The sequence below is a fragment of the Roseivirga thermotolerans genome (assembly GCF_014653175.1).
Lineage (GTDB): Bacteria > Bacteroidota > Bacteroidia > Cytophagales > Cyclobacteriaceae > Roseivirga > Roseivirga thermotolerans.
On the sequence record NZ_BNAG01000004.1, the window covers coordinates 73736 to 91076 of the forward strand.

Sequence of the window (17341 nt, forward strand, 5' to 3'; positions counted from 1 at the left end):
TTTAATCTTTAATCGATTGTTTATCAGGATATTGGTGGTTAATAATTACTACCTTTACAGAGCCGTATGATTTCTTCAACCTTAACTTTAGTCTGTGCCTTGGCCGGACTTATTTTAGTGCGTTTTGCCCGAAAACCACTAACCAAAATGGTCACAGTAATGCTCGCCTTGTCTAGCATTATCTATCTCGATCCCATAATGGGTATAGGCCCTTTTGGTACCTATGTATTTGCTTTTTGCTCAGTGTTAGCTTCTGTGGAGTCGGCCAATTCGTTAAACCTGAAAAACTACCACAAAGCCTTTCTCATTGGTACAGCTGTTGTAATAGTACTCATTACGGTTTCCGAGGTGCTTGGCTTCGATGAGATGATTCCCAAATATATTTTCGGAATGCTCTACCTGTTAGGATTCGGTGTGCTCTTTCTTAAAAGTTTTAAGAAAATAAAATCGAGGTTGGGAATATTGGTGGTATGGTCAGCCGAGGCTATAAAATGGTGTGCCGAATTGTTAGCCTGAAGTCAGGAGAATCTGTAAATCCTCCTTTAGTCGTTTCATCTCCAGGCTCAGCGTACCGTTATATACCCCTCGAATTCTTCCGCTACCATCTACCAGAATGAAGTTTTCGGTATGCAAAAATTCATTTGAGTTTTTGTTCAGCCCCATTTCTTTTTCAGCAAAGAAAGATTTTCGAGCCAGAGTATAAATGGCGTCTGTGTCTCCGGTGAGTAAATGCCATTGCTTGTCATCAATTGCACGAGCTTCAGCGTAGTCTCGTAGCACCGTCACCGAATCGGCCCAGGGCATTACGCTAAAAGAAACCAGTTGCACTTCGCTGGCTTCAAAGCTATTTTGAATTTCTGCCAGGTTGCTGGTCATTTTAGGACAAATGCTTGGACACAAGGTAAAGAAGAAGTCAGCCACATAAGGAGTTCCTTTCAATTGTTCGCTTCCAAACAGAACCCCATTCTGATCGATAAACTGAAACGGGGCAATAGTATGGATTTGACCAAAGGCTCCGTCATTGCTAGAAATCCATTCAGGGCTAAAGCTGGCCGAATTAAAAAACGGCAAGCCCTCAGTTTTTTTTGGGCTATGGCAGGCAGTGAGACCTACACTAATAATCAATGGCAGTAAAACCTTCAATTTCATTGCTTACAGATTTACAGTTCTTTAGTCCTATTAGGCCATATCTGCGGCCGTTTTTTACCACATAGTTGGCGCGAATGCTTCCGTCTTCATTCCACATTTTTTGTGGGCCATCCTCTTTGCCTTTTTGGTAAGTCATAGCCCTTAACAAAGTGCCTGACTCAGACCATTCTTTGCTAATGCCTTCCGCTATACCATCTCTAAAGGAGTACATGAACTTTTGCTGACCATTGGGCCACCAGCCCAAGTGCAGGCCACTTTTCCGATTTTGCATGTAATAGCGTTTATAAGCCAACTGCCCGCTTTCATAATAGCCCCTTTGTCTGCCCTGGCGCTTGCCATTTGCGTAGTGCCGAACAGCCTTTATTTCGCCTCTTGGGTAATACTCTATGGCCCTGCCTGTGTAAGGTTTATCCTTATGGTAAAAAAGGCCCCCCTGCCTTTTCAGCTCATTGGCATCAATGGTGTGGTGAGGTATTCTTGCTGCAGTCACTATAACCACCAGGACAAGAATAAACAAGATGCTATAAGGACTCAGTCGTTTCATTTAGTTGGTCACCGTTCCTGCAACACCATAAAAACCACTGCCATTAATATAAGGGTCGGCATCGGTGATGTGATAATGATAAATACCCTCCGGATAGTCAGTTGTAGCATGGCTATGCCCATGAAATTCGTCCAATTGCCCATTATTCACCCGACTACCGTTTTCTACCGGGCCATACACCGGATACCCGTCCAGTAACCAACCCAGAAGAGCATCAGACCCATTGTTTGTGGTTAGGTAAAGAGGTTCTTGGTGGTAATGGTAGTTGCCCGAGTTGGCCGGGTGTCCCAGATACTGATCAAAAGAATCGATTTCATTGGTTAAAGGCTGATTATTGGGGCCTGCATACTGATTGAAAAAAACAACCCCATTCAGGCTAATGCCTATAGCACCCAAAGGCGTGGCTTCGTTTTGGGTGGCGGGAGTAGGGTTGAGAGGAATTCGCAGGGTAATGTTTTGCTCGGCTATGGTATTAGGGTTTCTATGGAAATTGCTGTTGCTGCCATTGTATGCTTCGTATCGCGAGTCTGTCTGACTAAAGTATGGGCTGGGGTGGTTGGGGATGTCGTCTGTTTCAATGACTAAAAATTCTCCTTCAACATAAAGCGTTACGTTATCTGTAAAGCGTTGATAAACAGCCGGTACATCCGTAACCTCATCTTGAGGCGCATTACCATCGCCAGAGTCGGAGCAAGACAGTGCAAGTAGAAGAGTTGAAAAAAGTAGTGTCTTTTGTTTCATGGTTAATTATGGTTTTGCTTCTTAGATGCCAGCCCGGTAGATAACTTGCGGATGAACCTTAAATTTCTGTCACTTTTTAAAAACTGAGGGTGAACCTGTTGGTTCAGGGGAGATAGCTTGTGCTTCAGATACTCCTCTTAACTTTGAAATTAACTCTGCGCTAAACCATGAAGAGAATCGCTATACTGCTAATGAGTTTGTTACTTATGAACTCTTGTAATCGACCATTACCCGAAATGAAAGGTGAACTCCGGCACGTGGTGACTTTTAAGTTTATTCCTGAAGCCACAAAAGATCAGATAAACCGTCTTATTGAAGATTTTGCCGGCCTGCAACAGCAAATAGACTTAGTTAAATCTTTTGAGTGGGGGCTCAACGTGAGTCCTGAAGGGTACGATAAAGGTATGACCCATGTTTTTTTGCTCACCCTTAAAAACGAAAAGGACAGAGATTTGTACCTTATTCACCCGGCTCATGTAGCCTTTGGACGTAAACATGGGCAACTTATTGAAGATTCTGTAGTAGTAGATTACAAGGCCGAATAAGCCCAAGCAATATTGAAACGATATTACAATTAATCACTTAACTAACATTATGGCACACGAAATAGACTATGAATTAATAGGAGATGATATGCAATTGGTGGAGGTAACGCTCGACCCACAGGAAACAGTAAGAGCTGAAGCCGGAACAATGATGTATATGGACCAAGGCATCCAAATGGAAACCGGTACAGGAGGCGGACTTATGAAAGGACTTAAGCGGATGTTTACCGGAGAGAGCTTCTTCATTACCTCTTTTACCAACATAGGTGCCGGTCGGCAAAAAGTAGGTTTTGCCTCACCTTACCCCGGAAAAATTGTCCCTATAGATTTACTTAAAATGGGAGGGGAGTTTCTCTGTCAGAAAGATGCCTTCTTATGTGCGGCCTATGGGGTTGAAATAGAAGTTGCCTTTACCAAGCGTCTTGGAGCCGGACTTTTTGGAGGCGAAGGATTTATTCTCCAGCGACTTACGGGTGACGGACTGGCTTTTATTCATGCAGGAGGAACCATTATTGAAAGAGACTTGCAGCCCGGAGAAACACTGCGTGTAGACACCGGTTGTGTAGTGGCTTTTAGCCGCACCGTTAATTACGATATTCAGTTTGTAGGCGGGTTTAAAAATGCTCTTTTTGGAGGAGAAGGACTGTTTTTGGTCAACCTGCAGGGACCCGGTAAGGTGTATTTGCAAAGCCTTCCATTCAGTAAGTTGGTCGATCGGATTCATCATGCCTTACCTCCGGCCAGAAGGGGCAACGACTAGAGGAGTTTATGTTGAAAGCGCGAAGCATGAAGCTAGCAGCGTGAAGCCGGGTTTCCGTATTCCAACATCTGACTTCGAGTATCTGTAATTTCCAGCCTTCTCCTTTTCCATGCTGAGCGCAGCCGAAGCATCTGCCCAATGTTTAAGCTAAGGCAGATTCCTCCCTAAAGTCGGGAAGGGAAAAGAGCTGAGAGTTAAAGGCGGGAAGCAGGAAGCTAGTGGCGTGAAGCCGTGTTTCCATATTTTACCATCTGGCTTTGTGCATCGGTAATCTCTAGCCTTCTCCTTTTCTATGCTGAGCGGAGTCGAAGCATCTGCCCAATGTTTAAGCTTAGGCAGATCCCACCTAAAGTCGGGAAGGGAAAAGGGCTGGGAGTTGAAAGCGAGAAGTCTGAAGCTAGTAGCGTGAAGCCGGGTTTCCGTATTCCAACGTCTGACTTCGAGTATCTATGACCTCGGCCTTCTCCTTTTCCATGCTGAGCGCAGCCGAAGCATCTATCTAATGAGATTCACTTCTCCAGATCCCTCCCTAAAGTCGGGAAGGGAAAAGGGCTGGGGGTTAAAGGCGGGAAGCATGAAGCTAGTGGCATGAAGCCGAGTTTCGGTATTCCAACACCTGACTTCGGGTATCTGTAATCTCCAGCCTTCTCCTTTTCTATGCTGAAGGCAGCCGAAGCATCTGTTATGGTTTTTAATTTTCTGTATTTCAATTAGTTATAAAAGGTTTCGCTTTTTTAAAAATATTTTTGCCTTCCACCTGTGACCTTTTTCTAAGGTTACGTCATATGCTCGAAAAATGAAGAAGCCCACAGGGCATACTAAAACTAAAAACAGAGTAATAACTAATTATGAAAACCAAGTACACATTTATCAGTGCATTGTTTATTGCCATTATTGGCCTTTCATCTTGTGCTGAGCTGCCTCAGGCAGAAGTAGACGCTGCTAATGCTGCTATTGAGCAGGCAAAAGCTGCAGGTGCCGATGTTTATGTAGCCGATCAATTCCAGGCGCTTAACGATTCTATGGCCGTTGCTATGACTAGCCTTGAAGAGCAAAAATCTAAATTCTTCAAGAACTACAGCAAAACCGTAGAGAAGCTAAACGCTGTAACTGAAATGGCCGGACAAGTGACTGCTAACACCAACGAAGCTATTGAGTCGTTGAAAGCAGAAATCGAGTTTGCCATTACAGAGGTTCAAAACCTGGTGGTTGAAGGCAGAAACTTAATTAGCGAAGCCCCAAGAGGTAAAGAAGGCGCAACTGCCCTTGTTGCCATCAAAGCTGAGCTAGATGTAATTGAGTCTGCTGTAAACGAGTCAAACGCCATGTATCAGAACGGTGAGTTGAAACCAACCATGGAAAAACTTAGCGCTGCCAGAGAAAAGGCAAGTGCCATAAATACAGAATTAACAGAAGTGATCAGCAAATACAAAACTGCTTCTAACAGAAAGTAATGTATTTGTAATTGGTTGAAGGTCCCCGGAAAGGCTTCGGCCCCAAGGGGATTTTTATTATAAGACAGTTGGCTAAGTCTCGGAGACTGGCAATTGCTTCATCGGCTACCATTTAGGTGGTTTAAGGTTGACGAAGCATGTGAAGTTGGGGTAGTTTCTGAGGCAACCCACTTTTCGAGATTTAGCCAACTGTTTGCTTTTTAGAGAGGTGCGTTCATGAAGTTGAAAAGGTTGTTTTTGGCCATAATGGCCCTAATTATTCTCACAGTTGTTCTAAGAGTGATTTTCTTGCCGAAGCCCCCCGTACAAGTGTTGGAGGCAGCCCGCGAAAAGATTTCACAGGCCGAAAAACAGAAGGCTGGTGCATATGCCACACGGCAGTTGCAACAAGCTACGGCTCATTACGATTCGGCCATGACCGGCTGGACACAGCAAAACAGGCGTTTTCTGTTGCTAAGAAATTTTAAAACCGTAGAGCAGCATGCCCAAAAAGCAGCTCAAATAGCCGAACAAGCGGCAAATACAGCCTCGCAAGCCGCTAAAAAGGCGCTGAATGCTTATCTCCACAGGCTGGCATCTGTAGAAAATCAGTTAAGACAATTCGATACTCAATTCAAGCATTTGCCACTCGGCAAGGAAGAAGTAAAGCTTTTGGCAAGTAGTAAGCTGGTTCAACAAGAACTTAACAATGCCCTGGCTCAGGATAATCTGGAAGCACTCGAGAAAAGACTTGATAAACTGGAAAAAGATACGCGCCAACTTTCAGAAAGGGCAAAAAAACTGGTGGCTGAACTGGAACAAGAAATTCCGCAGTGGAACAGGCTGGTAAACCAAGCCATAGAAGAGTCCAAAAGAAAGGGTACAGCTCTTTTGGTGGTGGAAAAGTATGAGCGAAAATGCACCATATACAAAGCCGGCAAAGCTGTGGCCAGCTACAAGGTAGAGCTGGGTGCCAACTGGATGGGAGACAAGCTGAAGGCCGGTGATAAAACAACCCCGGAAGGTCATTACAAAGTCGTTCGCAAAAAGAAGAACGGACAAACCCGATACTACAAAGCGTTATTGCTCGATTATCCCAACGAGGAAGACAAAAAGCGATTTAAGCAAAACAAGGCCAATGGCCTAATACCCGCCAATGCCTCTATTGGCAACCTGATTGAAATACATGGCGATGGAGGTAAGGGGATTGACTGGACCGATGGTTGTATTGCCCTGGAAAACAAGGATATGGATAAGATTTTTGATGCTGTTGTAGAAAATACCCCTGTAGTAATTGTAGGGGCTTTAACCGTGCCCGGAAAGGGTAAATAATATGATTACAAAAGTTCATAAATCAGTTTGGATATCGGCTTCTGTGGTGGCTGTATTTGTAGTACTGTTCAACTTGCAGCCTCTTGCCATTGCCTTGGCCACCATCAGTTGGTCGCCCGGTGTAAGTGATTCAACACTGATGGCTTTAGAGCATACGGGCCAAAAAGAACTCAAAGAACTCGATCAGAAACTGAGGGCAAATGTTCCCAAAGGACACTACCTCGTAGTGAATAGTACGGTCAACGAGTTTTACCTATACAAAGGAGAACAAATGGTGAAGAAAGACATTTGCTCTACCGGTAGTTATGTGCTGCTCAAAAAAAGCGAAAAAGAAAAGTGGATGTTCAAAACTCCTAAAGGAGAGTTTAGGATTAGGAATAAAACCAAAGATCCGGTTTGGAAAAAGCCAGACTGGGCCTTTGTGGAAGAAGGGCTGCCGGTACCATCGGCCAATCACCCATCTCGTTTCGAATATGGAGTATTGGGCGACTATTCTCTGAGCCTGGGCGATGGATACCTCATTCATGGCACCTTGTTTCAGCGATTTCTGGGACTTCCTGTCACCCATGGTTGTATTCGTCTCGATGACGAAAACCTTGAGCTGGTTTATAAGTCGCTGCCCATGGGGTCCAAGGTGTTTATATTCTAAAAAAATGAGTCTGTCAATAATCCGGTCAATGAAACACAAACGTACCGCTTTGGTGGTGGGAGTTGGCCTATGCCTGATACTTTTGGTTACATTGGCTCAATGGGTAATGGCACCTATACATAAGCTGAATGATTGGGAAAAGCCCATTGAAGCATCTCGTGCAAAGAATGAGCCTTGGCCGGTTAATACGGCTCCCTTGGACTCCCTTCAACGTGAACTGGCTCTAAGAAAGGCTCTCTTGGAATTGCCGAAAAAGGACTCTATTCATTTGCTAATTAACCTGGCAGACAGCAGTATTAACCTGTTTATGAATGGATTAACCATCTACCAGGCAAAAGCCACCGCCATTGAGGTTGACCCACTGATAAAGCGACTGAACACATCGGTATATTGGGCACAGTGGAGTATTCCTCGAAAAACAGTCTTCTCGCAAGCAAACATTGTAAAGGAGCCTGTGATCGAAAAGGTGGCTCCCAAAACTCAGGAAGAGTTTTTGGCTTCTGTAACTTCTCCCGACTCGTTAATCTACGACCCGGCTTTCGTGCACCTTGCCTTAGACAATGGCACACAGCTTATTTTAAGCGATGAGGCCAACAAGTTTGGAGGGAGAACAGGACGTAAGCTATACTCGGCCTATCGTTGGAGGAGGAGAGGGGTATTTCTAAAATCGGTGATTACATTCAGCCAATATACGTACGAGCCCAAAGTTTATCTGGAAGCTGAAAACAAAGCTTTAACCGCTATATATAGAGCCCTTCCTGAACAGCCCAAAGTAGTGATCTACTATCGTTGATGTCTATTATTTGCGCAGTACCCGCTTCACCAATGGCCCAATGGTGAGGCCTTGGCCGATAATGGAGAAAACCACAATGACATAGGTTACGGTTAAGAATAGCTCCCGCTCCATTTCAGGCTGCAGAGATAGAGCCAATGCTATAGAGATACCTCCGCGTATTCCGCCCCAGGTCATAATAAGATCGGTTTTAGGAATAAACTCCAACTTCTTATTGAAAAGCATAATTGGACCCTTCAGGGCAATGTATCGCGCAATCAGCGTAATAGGAATGGCTAGTATTCCGAGTAAAATGTACTCTCCGTTAATTACCACAATTAATAGCTCGAAGCCAATGAGTACAAAGAGAATGGCATTCAGAAATACATCGACCAATTCCCAAAACTTATCCACGTAGTTTTGGGTAGTATCGGACCAGGCAATTTCTGGCGATTTGTTGCCTATGAAAATTCCGGCCACTACTACGGCAAGAGGCCCTGAAAAGTGTACGTAATGAGCAATGGTATAAATACCCATTACAAGCGCAAGGGTAATCATTACCTCCGTTTCGTAATGGTCAATCGTGCGCATAATTTGAAAACCCAGCCAGCCAAGTACCAAACCCAGAGCAATACCACCAAACACTTCTTCGAAGAATAAAAGACCAACTTCTTCGGCTTCTACTGAGGCAATACCTTTTTGGGCAATGGCGAAAATAACAAGGAAAACCACTACGCCTACGCCATCATTGAAGAGCGATTCGCCCACAATTTTAATCTCGAGTTTCTTGGGTGCTTTAGCGTCTTTTAATATGCCCAATACAGCAATAGGGTCGGTAGGAGATATAAGTGCACCAAACAAAAGGCAATAGATGAATTCAATGGGGTGGCCAACTGCTTGCGTAACAAAATAGAAAATACCCCCAATTATAAAAGTTGAAGTGATTACCCCAAATGTGGCGAATAGCATTATTGGCCAGCGCTGTTTGGAAAGCTCATCCAGTTTGGTGTGCAGTGCTCCGGCAAAGAGCAGGAAACTCAGCATTACTTCGAGCAATACAGTTTTGAAATCTATAGATTGAATTAGCTGTTTAGACTGCTCCAGTATACTATGATTGAACTGCCCCAGGGCCAGAATAACCAGTGTAAAACACATGGCAATAATCATCAGGCCAATGGTAAAGGGTAGTTTTAGGAAGCGGGTGTTTATGAATGCGAAAGCAGCAGAGAGTACCGTAAGAATGGTGATGATTGCAAAAATATCCATAGGTTGTGCAATGGTTTAGACCTATGGCAAAATAAGTTGTTTGCTTCATATTGCCCAACGGCTTTATTGAATTGTGTGCAAATCACGCTTGAGCCTAGATATCGGATTTTCAAAACTTGGCGCTCCCTTCACGTCCCAGTTTTCCCCTTCCCGACTTTAGGGAGGGATCTGCCAAGCCTAAACATTGGGTAGATGCTTCGACTCCGCTCAGCATGGAAAAGGAGAAGGCTAGAGATTACCGATGCACAAAGCCAGATGGTAAAATATGGAAACACGGCTTCACGCCACTAGCTTCATGCTTCCCGCCTTTAACTCGCAGCTCTTTTTCCCATCCCGACTTTACGGAGGGATCTGCCGAAGTGAATCTCATTAGATAGATGCTTCGGCTTCGCTCAGCATGGAAAAGGAGAAGGCTGGAGATTGCAGATAGCCCGAAGTCAGGTGTTGGATTATGGAAACACGGCTTCACGCTACTAGCTTCATGCTTCATGCTTCACGCTTCACGCTTCATACTTCCCGCTTCCCGCCCCCTCAATCCTGCATCACTAATTGATAAATAAGCTTGGGTAGAACGCCCTGGGCAAATCCGTCAATCAGTCCTCCGGCATATAAATCGAGGTGATCCTTGTAGGGCGGTCGCTTATAAGAGTAGCTGATGGTTAAAGGTTCGCCCTGCTTATCGGTTTTGTTGCTGCCACGAACCAATAGGTTACCCAAACCAGACTGCAACCACCGTTTATCATTGGCTCTATTAGTCAACGAAAATTTAAAATCAGAATAGCGGAGAGTCATTTGGCCCTGGTTTAGCAAGGTGCCTCCCGTACCACTAAAAGCTATATGTTCAAGTGTGCCGTTTTCCATCTGCACACGGGTCAAATTGGCAATGAGCGGATTGAGCGCAGTAAATTTCATAGATTCAATTTCCCCATTGTAACTGTGTTTTTCCGGAGTAGAAAGGGGGAGGTTCAGTTGTAACCAAAAGGCCGATGCGTTCATAAAGCGTCCATTAAACTGTGCCTGAATAGTGGTGCGCTGTCGTGTATTTATTGGTGCTATTAGAGCATTCAACCGACTGAGTACCAGGTTGCCGGGTTGTACCTCATTGCTGTATATCCGGTAGTCTATATGCCCGTCTATTATCTGCACGCTATCTAATTCAACCTCAAGGGGCAGAGCGAGCAATGATTCATGAAACAGCCGTTTGTATTGGTTTTCATTGAGCGGAAGACTCTTGTGACGATGAATAGTCACCCGCGGCTTGTAGAGTTTTAGGGAACTACCATCAATGGACTGCCGATTTTTGAGTGTCCTGAAATTATCGGAGTGGTAAACCATAGAATCGGTAGTGATTTGGAAAACCGACCTTCGGTACTTCGAGTGGGCAGCCATTTGAACCGGATTGCCTTGAGGTTCCATGCTAAGCCCGAGGCAACGCAGTACCTCTTTCTGGTAATCGAAGTGCATCTGATCGATGGAATAGCTGTATTGCCCATCACGAGGTTTCATTTTTAGCTTCTTGAGAGCCAGTTTGAACTGGTCTAAAGTAGCCGAATGCAGAAAATTAAGGTTAGATTCAATGTTAAGGTTTAGGTTCTCGATTGTCAGATCCAGTTGTTGCCCTGTCCCTAGGGTATCGCGGTGGTTGCGATCGGCCAAAAAAGAAGCCTTTCCTTCTTTTATGTTTAGTTTGCCTACTACAATATGCCTAATGGGCTGTGATGTTTCCTTTTCAGTATGGTTGGTTTTTGCCTTGGAATCATCGGTCACAAAGAATATCATTTCCGGTCTGTCTATCTCTATTCGTCCGGTCTTAATGGTCGATCCAAAAAGGAGTTCAAACACATTGATTTCTAATACATCGAGCTTTTCTGCCTTAAAGAAAAGGGGAGGATGAAGCGAGCCTACCGAGTGGCTGCTGGTGTCGGATCGAAAGGTGACGCCTTGGTATTGCACATTAAACCCCGAAGTAGAAAGGGAGGTAGCGCTCTTTTGGAAAGTGAGCGTGTAGAATCCGCCAAAGGTGGTTTTAATCTCTTTTTTGAGTTGATTGTTGACTATGCCTTTGAGAAAAAACGTGGCAAATATGACTAAAAGCCCCACAATAATCAGTAGCGAAATACCAATGCGTTTCAGTGTTTTTCTCATGGGGCTGTTCATAGGCGCCAAAACTATGCAGTTTGCTCATGCCACTGGCTTTGTCAACTTAAAGCCGATATTCTGAAAGGTACTGAAAAGCAAAAGTTTGTCAAAGCTCATTATCTTGAGCTATGAACCTGAAAAAAAGACTGCAGCAGGGAGAAACACTATTGGGTACGCTATTGAGCCTGCCTTCTCCTGAAATAGCTGAGATAATGAGCCAGGTGGGCTTCGATTGGTTGTTTATCGACCTTGAGCACGGGCCGCATGGAGTTTTGGAGTTGCAACGGATGCTTCAGGCTATGAAACCGGAATGTAGCGCTCTGGTGCGGGTGGCGGAGCTGAGCGAGGCTAGTATTAAAAAGGTGCTCGATACGGGGGCTGCAGGCATTATTGTACCGAAAGTCAATTCGGTCGAGGAGGCTGGACGAATTGTTTCTTATGCCAAATACCCAACGAAAGGGGTGCGCGGAGTGGGTGCGGCTCGTGCCCATGGCTATGGACTTAGCTTTAAGGAGTATGTAGAAAAGGCCAATGAGCAAACGCTGGTGATTATTCAAATAGAGCACCCCGAAGGGGTGAATCACATCAATGAAATAGTGGAGGTTGAAGGGATTGATGTGGTTTTTATTGGGCCTTATGATCTTTCTGCCAGTTTTGGAGTGGCCGGGCAAGTAGAGCATGCGCTGGTGAAAGTAGCCATCGATAAAGTTGAAAAAGCTTGTGATAAAGCAGGAATTCCCATGGGCTACTTTGGTACTACTCCGGAGGCGGTTAAACCTTTCAGGCAGAAGGAACGCTACCAACTTATTGCCTGCGGAACAGATATCGGATTTTTGATTGAAAAAGGGAAAAGTGTTTTAAAAGAGTTAGGCTAAGTCAAGATTCATTTTTAGAAAGTCAACAGCAGAGTTGTGGCGGTTAGTAAGTATAAAAACCTCTACTGCGGAATATGTCTTTTAGGCCATAAAACTCTGGCTTTCTTCTTGAATATCTCTTAGAAGTGAATTTGCCCCAAGGAACATTCCAAAGGGAATACATATACCAAATAGTTCGTGGAGTTTACTGGAGTCTATTGCATCAAAAATGGTTAGAATCCCAAAAGAAGCAGAACCAAGTATGCCGAAAATTGCGAAAAGTTTAAGCATAATTAACAAGGCTACTTTATTGAATTTGTTTAGTAATCTAACCTTGGTTGTGAGCTTGTAAATTAGAGCGAAGTAGTAGTAGAGCATGTGATATCCGAGGTTAATGAGAATAGCCTCAAAGAGCCTGCCTGAAATATCGCTATTCCTCGAGAAGATTAAATGCATGACACTCAACGATAGGTTTACGTATCCAATAACTCTATGATAATTTTTAATCTCTGATTTAGTCATGAAGTGATTTACGAGTTGTGTGTTGTTAATTTAACCTGAGTTCGATGTACGAAAAGAACGTCATGCCGGAAAAACAGGTCTTAAACTCTCAAAAAGGACTGGTTTATCCGGTATCTCAACAGAGTCTAAATGAGATTGCGGATATTTTCCTTTGCGTATGTAAAGTTTTCAGAGGAAAATTCCGCAATGACGTCCTAAGAAGGGAGATTTTACTACTTACTTACATCGAACTCAGGTTAATTTAAGTGGTTGTTCTAACCAAATCGGGAGAATAATGTAGCCGGGTGGTATTGCATAGGCATACATGGGGTCTAAAACAACCGGTGTTTTGTTTTTCTAGAAATGGTGAAGCTCTCGCCTTTTATTGCAGTTCTTCAAGTAATGATGCATTAGCTTCAATGATTTTTTCTTCCAGGCTTTTTAAATCTTCCAAAACCGATATGAGACCTTTCTGTTTTCCATTGTAGACCATTTCTACGGCACTTTCGCTGGTTTTTAAGTAGGTTTCAATCAGTGAGTTGACTACGCCTAGCTTTTCAACCAAAGTAACGTTCATTCTTACTACGGTGCCGGTGGCTTGGGCTAAATCCCACGACCTGTTGTTTATGTTTGGTAGCTTGAGTTGAATGTTTCCAACACCCATTAGCTTTAAGGTGTCTTGTTCTAGTTTTAGATCAAAAACGCTTTCACCAAATATTAGCACCCTCGAATCGTCCTCTTGCATCACCATTATATTTTCGCGATACTCTTTCTGTCCAAATATTAAAGAGCGTTTAAAGAAGTTGGCCAGTTTGGTGTTGTCGTTTACATCAAAATCCAAATCGGCACTTGCAACTGCCAGTAGTAGATTCTGGTTTGAGTATAGTTTTTGCAAAAGCTCTTTGCGATAGTCGAGCGATTTTCTGAGGAGTGCATCATTACTCTTTACCTCTTGAAAAATAGACTCTTTTACCTTTTGCAGATTGGCATTTAAAGCTGACGATTCTCGCCAGCTATTTAATACAAGGGCTAGAATTACAGCAAAAACCACAGATATGAACTCTACAGCTAATTGCTGGGTATTTAGTTTGTTTTTCATATTCAATACATTTAGGTGTATGTGCTACGGGGGCTAGCCATCGTGCGTAAGTAAGGCTTTTCAAATATTTACTAAAGTATTGTATCGCAGCCCCCTTTGCAAATAGCTCAATTAGCTTTAGGTGTGGGGGGCTGTATGGTCTTCTTCCTAAAGAAGGGCGGTTGGTCTGTGGAGCGAACCGAACTTAGGTCAAATGGGTGACAATCTGTTATTTCTGCTGCAAACTGCACACCTTTAGAGTCTCGAAACGGCTATTGGAAAAGGCCTTGGAGTAGGCACAGAAACCTATTAACTCCCTAAAATCTCAAGGATTTTTGAACTGCCATGTTTTTCAGCTACACTGCGAGGCGATTGTCCGTCAAGTTCAAAGTTCGTTGAAATACCGAGCTCTAGAAGCTTTTCCATACACTTATCGCTGTTTTCCTGTGCACTGACTAGTACTGTTTTTTGGATCATTCGGTTTTTGGAAAAATCATCTAAACCTTCTACATAAGCATTTAAGAGTACTTGCATGCCTGCAGGGTTGTTGGTGGCAATGGCATAATGCAATACGTCCAGGGATTCGCTATTTCCGGTGGTCCAGTCTATTTTATTTAACTTTATTGTTTTATGGAAACCGCTTGAAACAAAGCTGGTTAGCGTACTCTTAGCCTCTTCAATTTGTTCTTCTGTAGAACCATAGCCTATAAATTTGAGAACGCTTATATGGCTTCGTATACCGCTTTGTATTTTTTGAGTGAGTCTTAACCGAAAGTCCTCTTCGCTGGTTTGTAGCGAGGAATCTTTTCGGAATGCTTCTAAGAGGTAGTTAAGTGCAATTATTTCGTTCTCATCTTCCAGGTACTTGGCCATGCGCAGGTAATTTTCTGCACTTGGGTTTAAAGTTGCTGCCTTGGATGCAAAATCGATTGCTGACTGTTTAAACACCCGGGGGCCTGTCACATTCCAGATTTCCCTGAAGTTTCTTTTAAGGTAGGAAACCAAAAGTTCGGCCTCGTCCATTGTGGCATATCCTAAGGCGAAAACCTTGGCCGGAAAATCTGATATGTCTTCCGATGATTTTAACTGGTTTACATATCCCTGATATTGATCAATGAGGCTTTGAATTTGCGTAAGATTGCTGATGTTCATTTGCACCAGAGAGCTGTCGCTTGCAATCTGCTTTTCATAAGCGGCTTCATCGGTTCTCTTCAATGTTTTTCTGTACTTGATGCCGTTCTTATCAGGATTCCTAATGGATTCGATAAGATTTAAAACATTGGTTTTCAAGTCTTTTTGTTTTTGAAGCTGGCTCTGGTAGTATTGAATCATTTCCTCGCGACTAAGGTCAATACCCGTTGAACTGGTAATGATTTCTGTCCAGTTTGTGCCGGGTTTAAAGCCTTGTTGATAGGCTAGTCCTCCCGGAGTTACATTGACAATTTTTATGGTTGGGGTTCCCAAAGGCATGCCGGTTCGGGCATCTACGTATTTGGGTGGGTCTATTCTAATTTCCATACCCATGTCTTGCCCGTGGATGGCATTTTCGAAGTAATCGTTTTTACGCTGGGCAATTTGAATAGCCTTCTTTTCTTCGGATATCAGGTTGTTGGGTATTCCCGCTGGTGGCTTTGTGGGCAAGGGGCAGTTGTTGTTTAGCCAGTCGGTCGTATTAGGGTTCCAGTTCGACCGTAAAGACTCCTGATAACAGTTCAGGTTATCTACCATGGCGAGATAATAGGCTTCCATGGCAGGGTCTTCGGCATAGGCGGCCAGCGTGAGAAAATCGTTGGTTTTCGATACTATCTTATGGTAGGCATCCCAATAAATCTGGCTCATTTGTGAGCGCTGTTGCTGTTGCAGCTGAGCTTTTCTGGCCGCGGCTTCTTTCTTTGCTTGTTTCATCTCAAGCAGGTTGGCGAATGCCCCTATGCCTTTATAAAAGCCTGTTTGATTATTATTCTGAATGGCATCGCCAAGGCTCTGCAAACCATCGGTTATCAACTTGGTTTTGGCTGCCGCAATGTCTTGTTGCACGTATTCAAGGTCTTTCATTTTCCGATTGAAATCCATCAGTGATAGGGTCGGGTCGTTGGTGCTTACCAAACCGTTGATACGCTGGAGCCGATTGGAGAATTCTTCTGTGAGTTGGTCAAGTTCGGCTCCATACTGCATTACTTCCAGATAATTGGCTTCAATAAAAGGGGAGCTGTTATCTTCTGCAGATCCATTGGCTGAGCCTACCAGGCAATTGGGTACTGAAGGTAAGCTAAGGCCGGCACAGGGAGAGCCATAACTGTCGTAACTCGATTTAATTTGTTCCAGAGTAGCTTTTAACATTCTTGCCTGCTCGGCCGTTCTCGGCTTGTTTTTACAGGCACAGAGGTAGGCAAAGAATTGTGCTGCATTGGCGCATACAGGGCTGCTACCCGGTTTGCCAATATTGTTTTTGGCCTTTTGCGCATTGGGGTCTTGCGTGCAATCCTGGGCAGGGAGCATTAGACAGAGTGAAAGTAAGAGGGCTGAGGCAATTAGCTTCTTCATGTTGTTTAACTAAAATGAAAAAAGAATTAGAAGCACCTTTGACCCGAATGTGGTCTAAGGGCAGGCGGGTTTGAAGAGTCTTGAATAATAAAGTAAGGGTTTTTGATGGATAATTACAAGGCAACTTAGCTGCCTAACGTAAGCTTTTGTGCCCCTTGAACTATGGGTTGGTTTTCAGGAGCTACCATATTGCCGACCTAGTTTAAAGTGCGGTTACATCTATCTTAAATAGTTCGGCAGCGTTTTTCCAAAGAATCAACTCTTTCTTTTCTTCAGGCAAATCGAGCTGATCCATGAATTTGAGGTAGGAGTTCATGTTGGAAATGGGCCAGTCCGTACCATAAAGTAAATATTTAGGATTGCCGGCATAGGTGATCATTTCCTCTATTTCATTTTTCATATAGCGTTCAAATTTTTCGTTGAAATCGCCCAGCACCAGGCCGGAAATGTCAGCATAAACATTATCGTTTTTGTAAACGACCTCCATACAATCCTTAATCCACGGGTTGCCGACATGGCAGATTACAATTTTTAGTTCCGGGTAATCAACGGCCAGATCATCGTGGTGAATAGGGTGGGAGTACTTCACCTTTCCTCTGGGGGCATAGGTGTCGCCCGAGTGAAACATTACGGGTACATCGAACTCAATGGCCATTTCATACCAAATTTGCAGTCGGCTATCGTTGGGATAAAAGGGTTCGTAGCCGGGGTAGAACTTGAGGCCTTTAATGAGGCCTTTTTCCAGGTAATCACTGATGATTCGTACATCTTTATAGTCGTAGTGCAGAAAACTGATACCCGCTACCACTCCCAGGTTTTTTCTGTCGGCAATGGCTTCTACTACTTGGGTGGTGCTTGGCCTGTGCTCATTGACTTTATAAGAGGAGAGCACCAGCGCATAGTCGACCTTGTTTTCTTCCATGGTTTGAGAGAGGAGATTTAGGCTTTGGTCAATTGAGGTGACGCGGTCTTCGTGGTAATTGTTGATGTGGGTATGTACGTCAATGATCATAGTGTTCTGTTTTGATTCTCTA

18 protein-coding genes are annotated in these 17341 nt (G+C 43.9%); 8 read left to right on the top strand and 10 right to left on the bottom strand.

Translation table 11 applies throughout. The annotated features are described in order from the left end of the window. The first annotated feature begins 66 nt into the window (after window positions 1-66). The gene (locus IE164_RS14065; protein WP_189630890.1) at window positions 67-516 is read left to right on the top strand and encodes a hypothetical protein; all 450 of its coding nucleotides are present in this window, start codon (window positions 67-69) and stop codon (window positions 514-516) included. On the opposite strand, the gene IE164_RS14070 is transcribed toward IE164_RS14065, so the two are convergent. The 3 genes from IE164_RS14070 to IE164_RS14080 are packed head-to-tail and all read right to left on the bottom strand — an operon-like array spanning window position 508 to window position 2434. Then, window positions 508-1149 carry an SCO family protein gene (locus IE164_RS14070; protein ID WP_189630891.1) on the bottom strand — a complete coding sequence of 214 codons (642 nt, stop codon included), beginning with the start codon at window positions 1147-1149 and terminating at the stop codon, window positions 508-510. The two genes, IE164_RS14065 and IE164_RS14070, sit on opposite strands and share 9 nt — an antisense overlap. Further along, window positions 1115-1693: a toxin-antitoxin system YwqK family antitoxin gene (locus IE164_RS14075; RefSeq protein WP_189630892.1), complete on the bottom strand. Its 579-nt coding sequence runs from the start codon at window positions 1691-1693 to the stop codon at window positions 1115-1117. The genes IE164_RS14070 and IE164_RS14075 overlap by 35 nt, the downstream gene beginning before the upstream one ends. After that, on the bottom strand, window positions 1694-2434 hold the full coding sequence (locus tag IE164_RS14080) for a YHYH protein (protein WP_189630893.1): 741 nt from the start codon (window positions 2432-2434) through the stop codon (window positions 1694-1696). A gap of 167 nt (window positions 2435-2601) precedes the next feature. Here IE164_RS14080 and IE164_RS14085 point away from each other — a divergent pair, with 167 nt between their 5' ends. Further along, window positions 2602-2979, top strand: coding sequence for a Dabb family protein (locus IE164_RS14085; RefSeq protein ID WP_189630894.1), 378 nt, complete (start codon window positions 2602-2604; stop codon window positions 2977-2979). A 49-nt stretch (window positions 2980-3028) separates the two neighbouring features. Then, the gene (locus IE164_RS14090; protein ID WP_189630895.1) at window positions 3029-3739 is read left to right on the top strand and encodes a TIGR00266 family protein; all 711 of its coding nucleotides are present in this window, start codon (window positions 3029-3031) and stop codon (window positions 3737-3739) included. Between the two features lie 509 nt (window positions 3740-4248). On the opposite strand, the gene IE164_RS14095 is transcribed toward IE164_RS14090, so the two are convergent. Next, complete coding sequence (locus IE164_RS14095; RefSeq protein ID WP_189630896.1) at window positions 4249-4449, bottom strand: hypothetical protein; 201 nt, start codon at window positions 4447-4449, stop codon at window positions 4249-4251. A gap of 138 nt (window positions 4450-4587) precedes the next feature. Between IE164_RS14095 and IE164_RS14100 the strand changes: the two genes are divergently transcribed. The 4 genes from IE164_RS14100 to IE164_RS14115 all read left to right on the top strand — a co-directional run bounded on the left by IE164_RS14100 (window position 4588) and on the right by IE164_RS14115 (window position 7946). Further along, window positions 4588-5193, top strand: a complete 606-nt coding sequence (locus tag IE164_RS14100; RefSeq protein ID WP_189630897.1) for a hypothetical protein — start codon at window positions 4588-4590, stop codon at window positions 5191-5193. A gap of 288 nt (window positions 5194-5481) precedes the next feature. Next, window positions 5482-6504, top strand: coding sequence for a L,D-transpeptidase family protein (locus IE164_RS14105; RefSeq protein WP_229838699.1), 1023 nt, complete (start codon window positions 5482-5484; stop codon window positions 6502-6504). A 1-nt stretch (window position 6505) separates the two neighbouring features. Beyond that, window positions 6506-7153 carry a L,D-transpeptidase gene (locus IE164_RS14110; RefSeq protein ID WP_189630899.1) on the top strand — a complete coding sequence of 216 codons (648 nt, stop codon included), beginning with the start codon at window positions 6506-6508 and terminating at the stop codon, window positions 7151-7153. A 28-nt stretch (window positions 7154-7181) separates the two neighbouring features. Next, a complete protein-coding gene (locus IE164_RS14115) occupies window positions 7182-7946 on the top strand; it encodes a hypothetical protein (protein WP_189630900.1) in 765 nt (254 codons plus the stop codon). Window positions 7947-7952: 6 nt separating this feature from the next. Here IE164_RS14115 and IE164_RS14120 read toward each other — a convergent pair whose 3' ends face one another. Together IE164_RS14120 and IE164_RS14125 are read right to left on the bottom strand one after the other, a co-directional pair. Further along, window positions 7953-9191, bottom strand: a complete 1239-nt coding sequence (locus tag IE164_RS14120; protein ID WP_189630901.1) for a cation:proton antiporter — start codon at window positions 9189-9191, stop codon at window positions 7953-7955. Between the two features lie 531 nt (window positions 9192-9722). After that, window positions 9723-11336 (bottom strand): AsmA family protein, encoded by a 1614-nt coding sequence (locus IE164_RS14125; protein ID WP_189630902.1) that lies wholly within the window; start codon window positions 11334-11336, stop codon window positions 9723-9725. A 122-nt stretch (window positions 11337-11458) separates the two neighbouring features. Here IE164_RS14125 and IE164_RS14130 point away from each other — a divergent pair, with 122 nt between their 5' ends. Beyond that, the gene (locus IE164_RS14130; RefSeq protein WP_189630903.1) at window positions 11459-12205 is read left to right on the top strand and encodes an HpcH/HpaI aldolase family protein; all 747 of its coding nucleotides are present in this window, start codon (window positions 11459-11461) and stop codon (window positions 12203-12205) included. Between the two features lie 81 nt (window positions 12206-12286). Here IE164_RS14130 and IE164_RS14135 read toward each other — a convergent pair whose 3' ends face one another. The 4 genes from IE164_RS14135 to IE164_RS14150 form a co-directional block, all read right to left on the bottom strand. Then, on the bottom strand, window positions 12287-12706 hold the full coding sequence (locus IE164_RS14135; protein ID WP_189630904.1) for a hypothetical protein: 420 nt from the start codon (window positions 12704-12706) through the stop codon (window positions 12287-12289). A gap of 361 nt (window positions 12707-13067) precedes the next feature. Next, on the bottom strand, window positions 13068-13784 hold the full coding sequence (locus IE164_RS14140) for a hypothetical protein (RefSeq protein WP_189630905.1): 717 nt from the start codon (window positions 13782-13784) through the stop codon (window positions 13068-13070). A 288-nt stretch (window positions 13785-14072) separates the two neighbouring features. Then, window positions 14073-16307 carry a hypothetical protein gene (locus IE164_RS14145; RefSeq protein WP_189630906.1) on the bottom strand — a complete coding sequence of 745 codons (2235 nt, stop codon included), beginning with the start codon at window positions 16305-16307 and terminating at the stop codon, window positions 14073-14075. Between the two features lie 202 nt (window positions 16308-16509). After that, window positions 16510-17319 (bottom strand): amidohydrolase family protein, encoded by an 810-nt coding sequence (locus IE164_RS14150; RefSeq protein WP_189630907.1) that lies wholly within the window; start codon window positions 17317-17319, stop codon window positions 16510-16512. Window positions 17320-17341: the final 22 nt, after the last annotated feature.

Bases quoted from the DNA above. Each gene is read 5' to 3' on its own strand.
- IE164_RS14065 (WP_189630890.1), top strand. From the start codon at position 67: ATGATTTCTTCAACCTTAACTTTAGTCTGTGCCTTGGCCGGACTTATT.
- IE164_RS14070 (WP_189630891.1), bottom strand. From the start codon at position 1,149: ATGAAATTGAAGGTTTTACTGCCATTGATTATTAGTGTAGGTCTCACT.
- IE164_RS14075 (WP_189630892.1), bottom strand. From the start codon at position 1,693: ATGAAACGACTGAGTCCTTATAGCATCTTGTTTATTCTTGTCCTGGTG.
- IE164_RS14080 (WP_189630893.1), bottom strand. From the start codon at position 2,434: ATGAAACAAAAGACACTACTTTTTTCAACTCTTCTACTTGCACTGTCT.
- IE164_RS14085 (WP_189630894.1), top strand. From the start codon at position 2,602: ATGAAGAGAATCGCTATACTGCTAATGAGTTTGTTACTTATGAACTCT.
- IE164_RS14090 (WP_189630895.1), top strand. From the start codon at position 3,029: ATGGCACACGAAATAGACTATGAATTAATAGGAGATGATATGCAATTG.
- IE164_RS14100 (WP_189630897.1), top strand. From the start codon at position 4,588: ATGAAAACCAAGTACACATTTATCAGTGCATTGTTTATTGCCATTATT.
- IE164_RS14110 (WP_189630899.1), top strand. From the start codon at position 6,506: ATGATTACAAAAGTTCATAAATCAGTTTGGATATCGGCTTCTGTGGTG.
- IE164_RS14115 (WP_189630900.1), top strand. From the start codon at position 7,182: ATGAAACACAAACGTACCGCTTTGGTGGTGGGAGTTGGCCTATGCCTG.
- IE164_RS14120 (WP_189630901.1), bottom strand. From the start codon at position 9,191: ATGGATATTTTTGCAATCATCACCATTCTTACGGTACTCTCTGCTGCT.
- IE164_RS14125 (WP_189630902.1), bottom strand. From the start codon at position 11,336: ATGAGAAAAACACTGAAACGCATTGGTATTTCGCTACTGATTATTGTG.
- IE164_RS14130 (WP_189630903.1), top strand. From the start codon at position 11,459: ATGAACCTGAAAAAAAGACTGCAGCAGGGAGAAACACTATTGGGTACG.
- IE164_RS14135 (WP_189630904.1), bottom strand. From the start codon at position 12,706: ATGACTAAATCAGAGATTAAAAATTATCATAGAGTTATTGGATACGTA.
- IE164_RS14140 (WP_189630905.1), bottom strand. From the start codon at position 13,784: ATGAAAAACAAACTAAATACCCAGCAATTAGCTGTAGAGTTCATATCT.
- IE164_RS14145 (WP_189630906.1), bottom strand. From the start codon at position 16,307: ATGAAGAAGCTAATTGCCTCAGCCCTCTTACTTTCACTCTGTCTAATG.
- IE164_RS14150 (WP_189630907.1), bottom strand. From the start codon at position 17,319: ATGATCATTGACGTACATACCCACATCAACAATTACCACGAAGACCGC.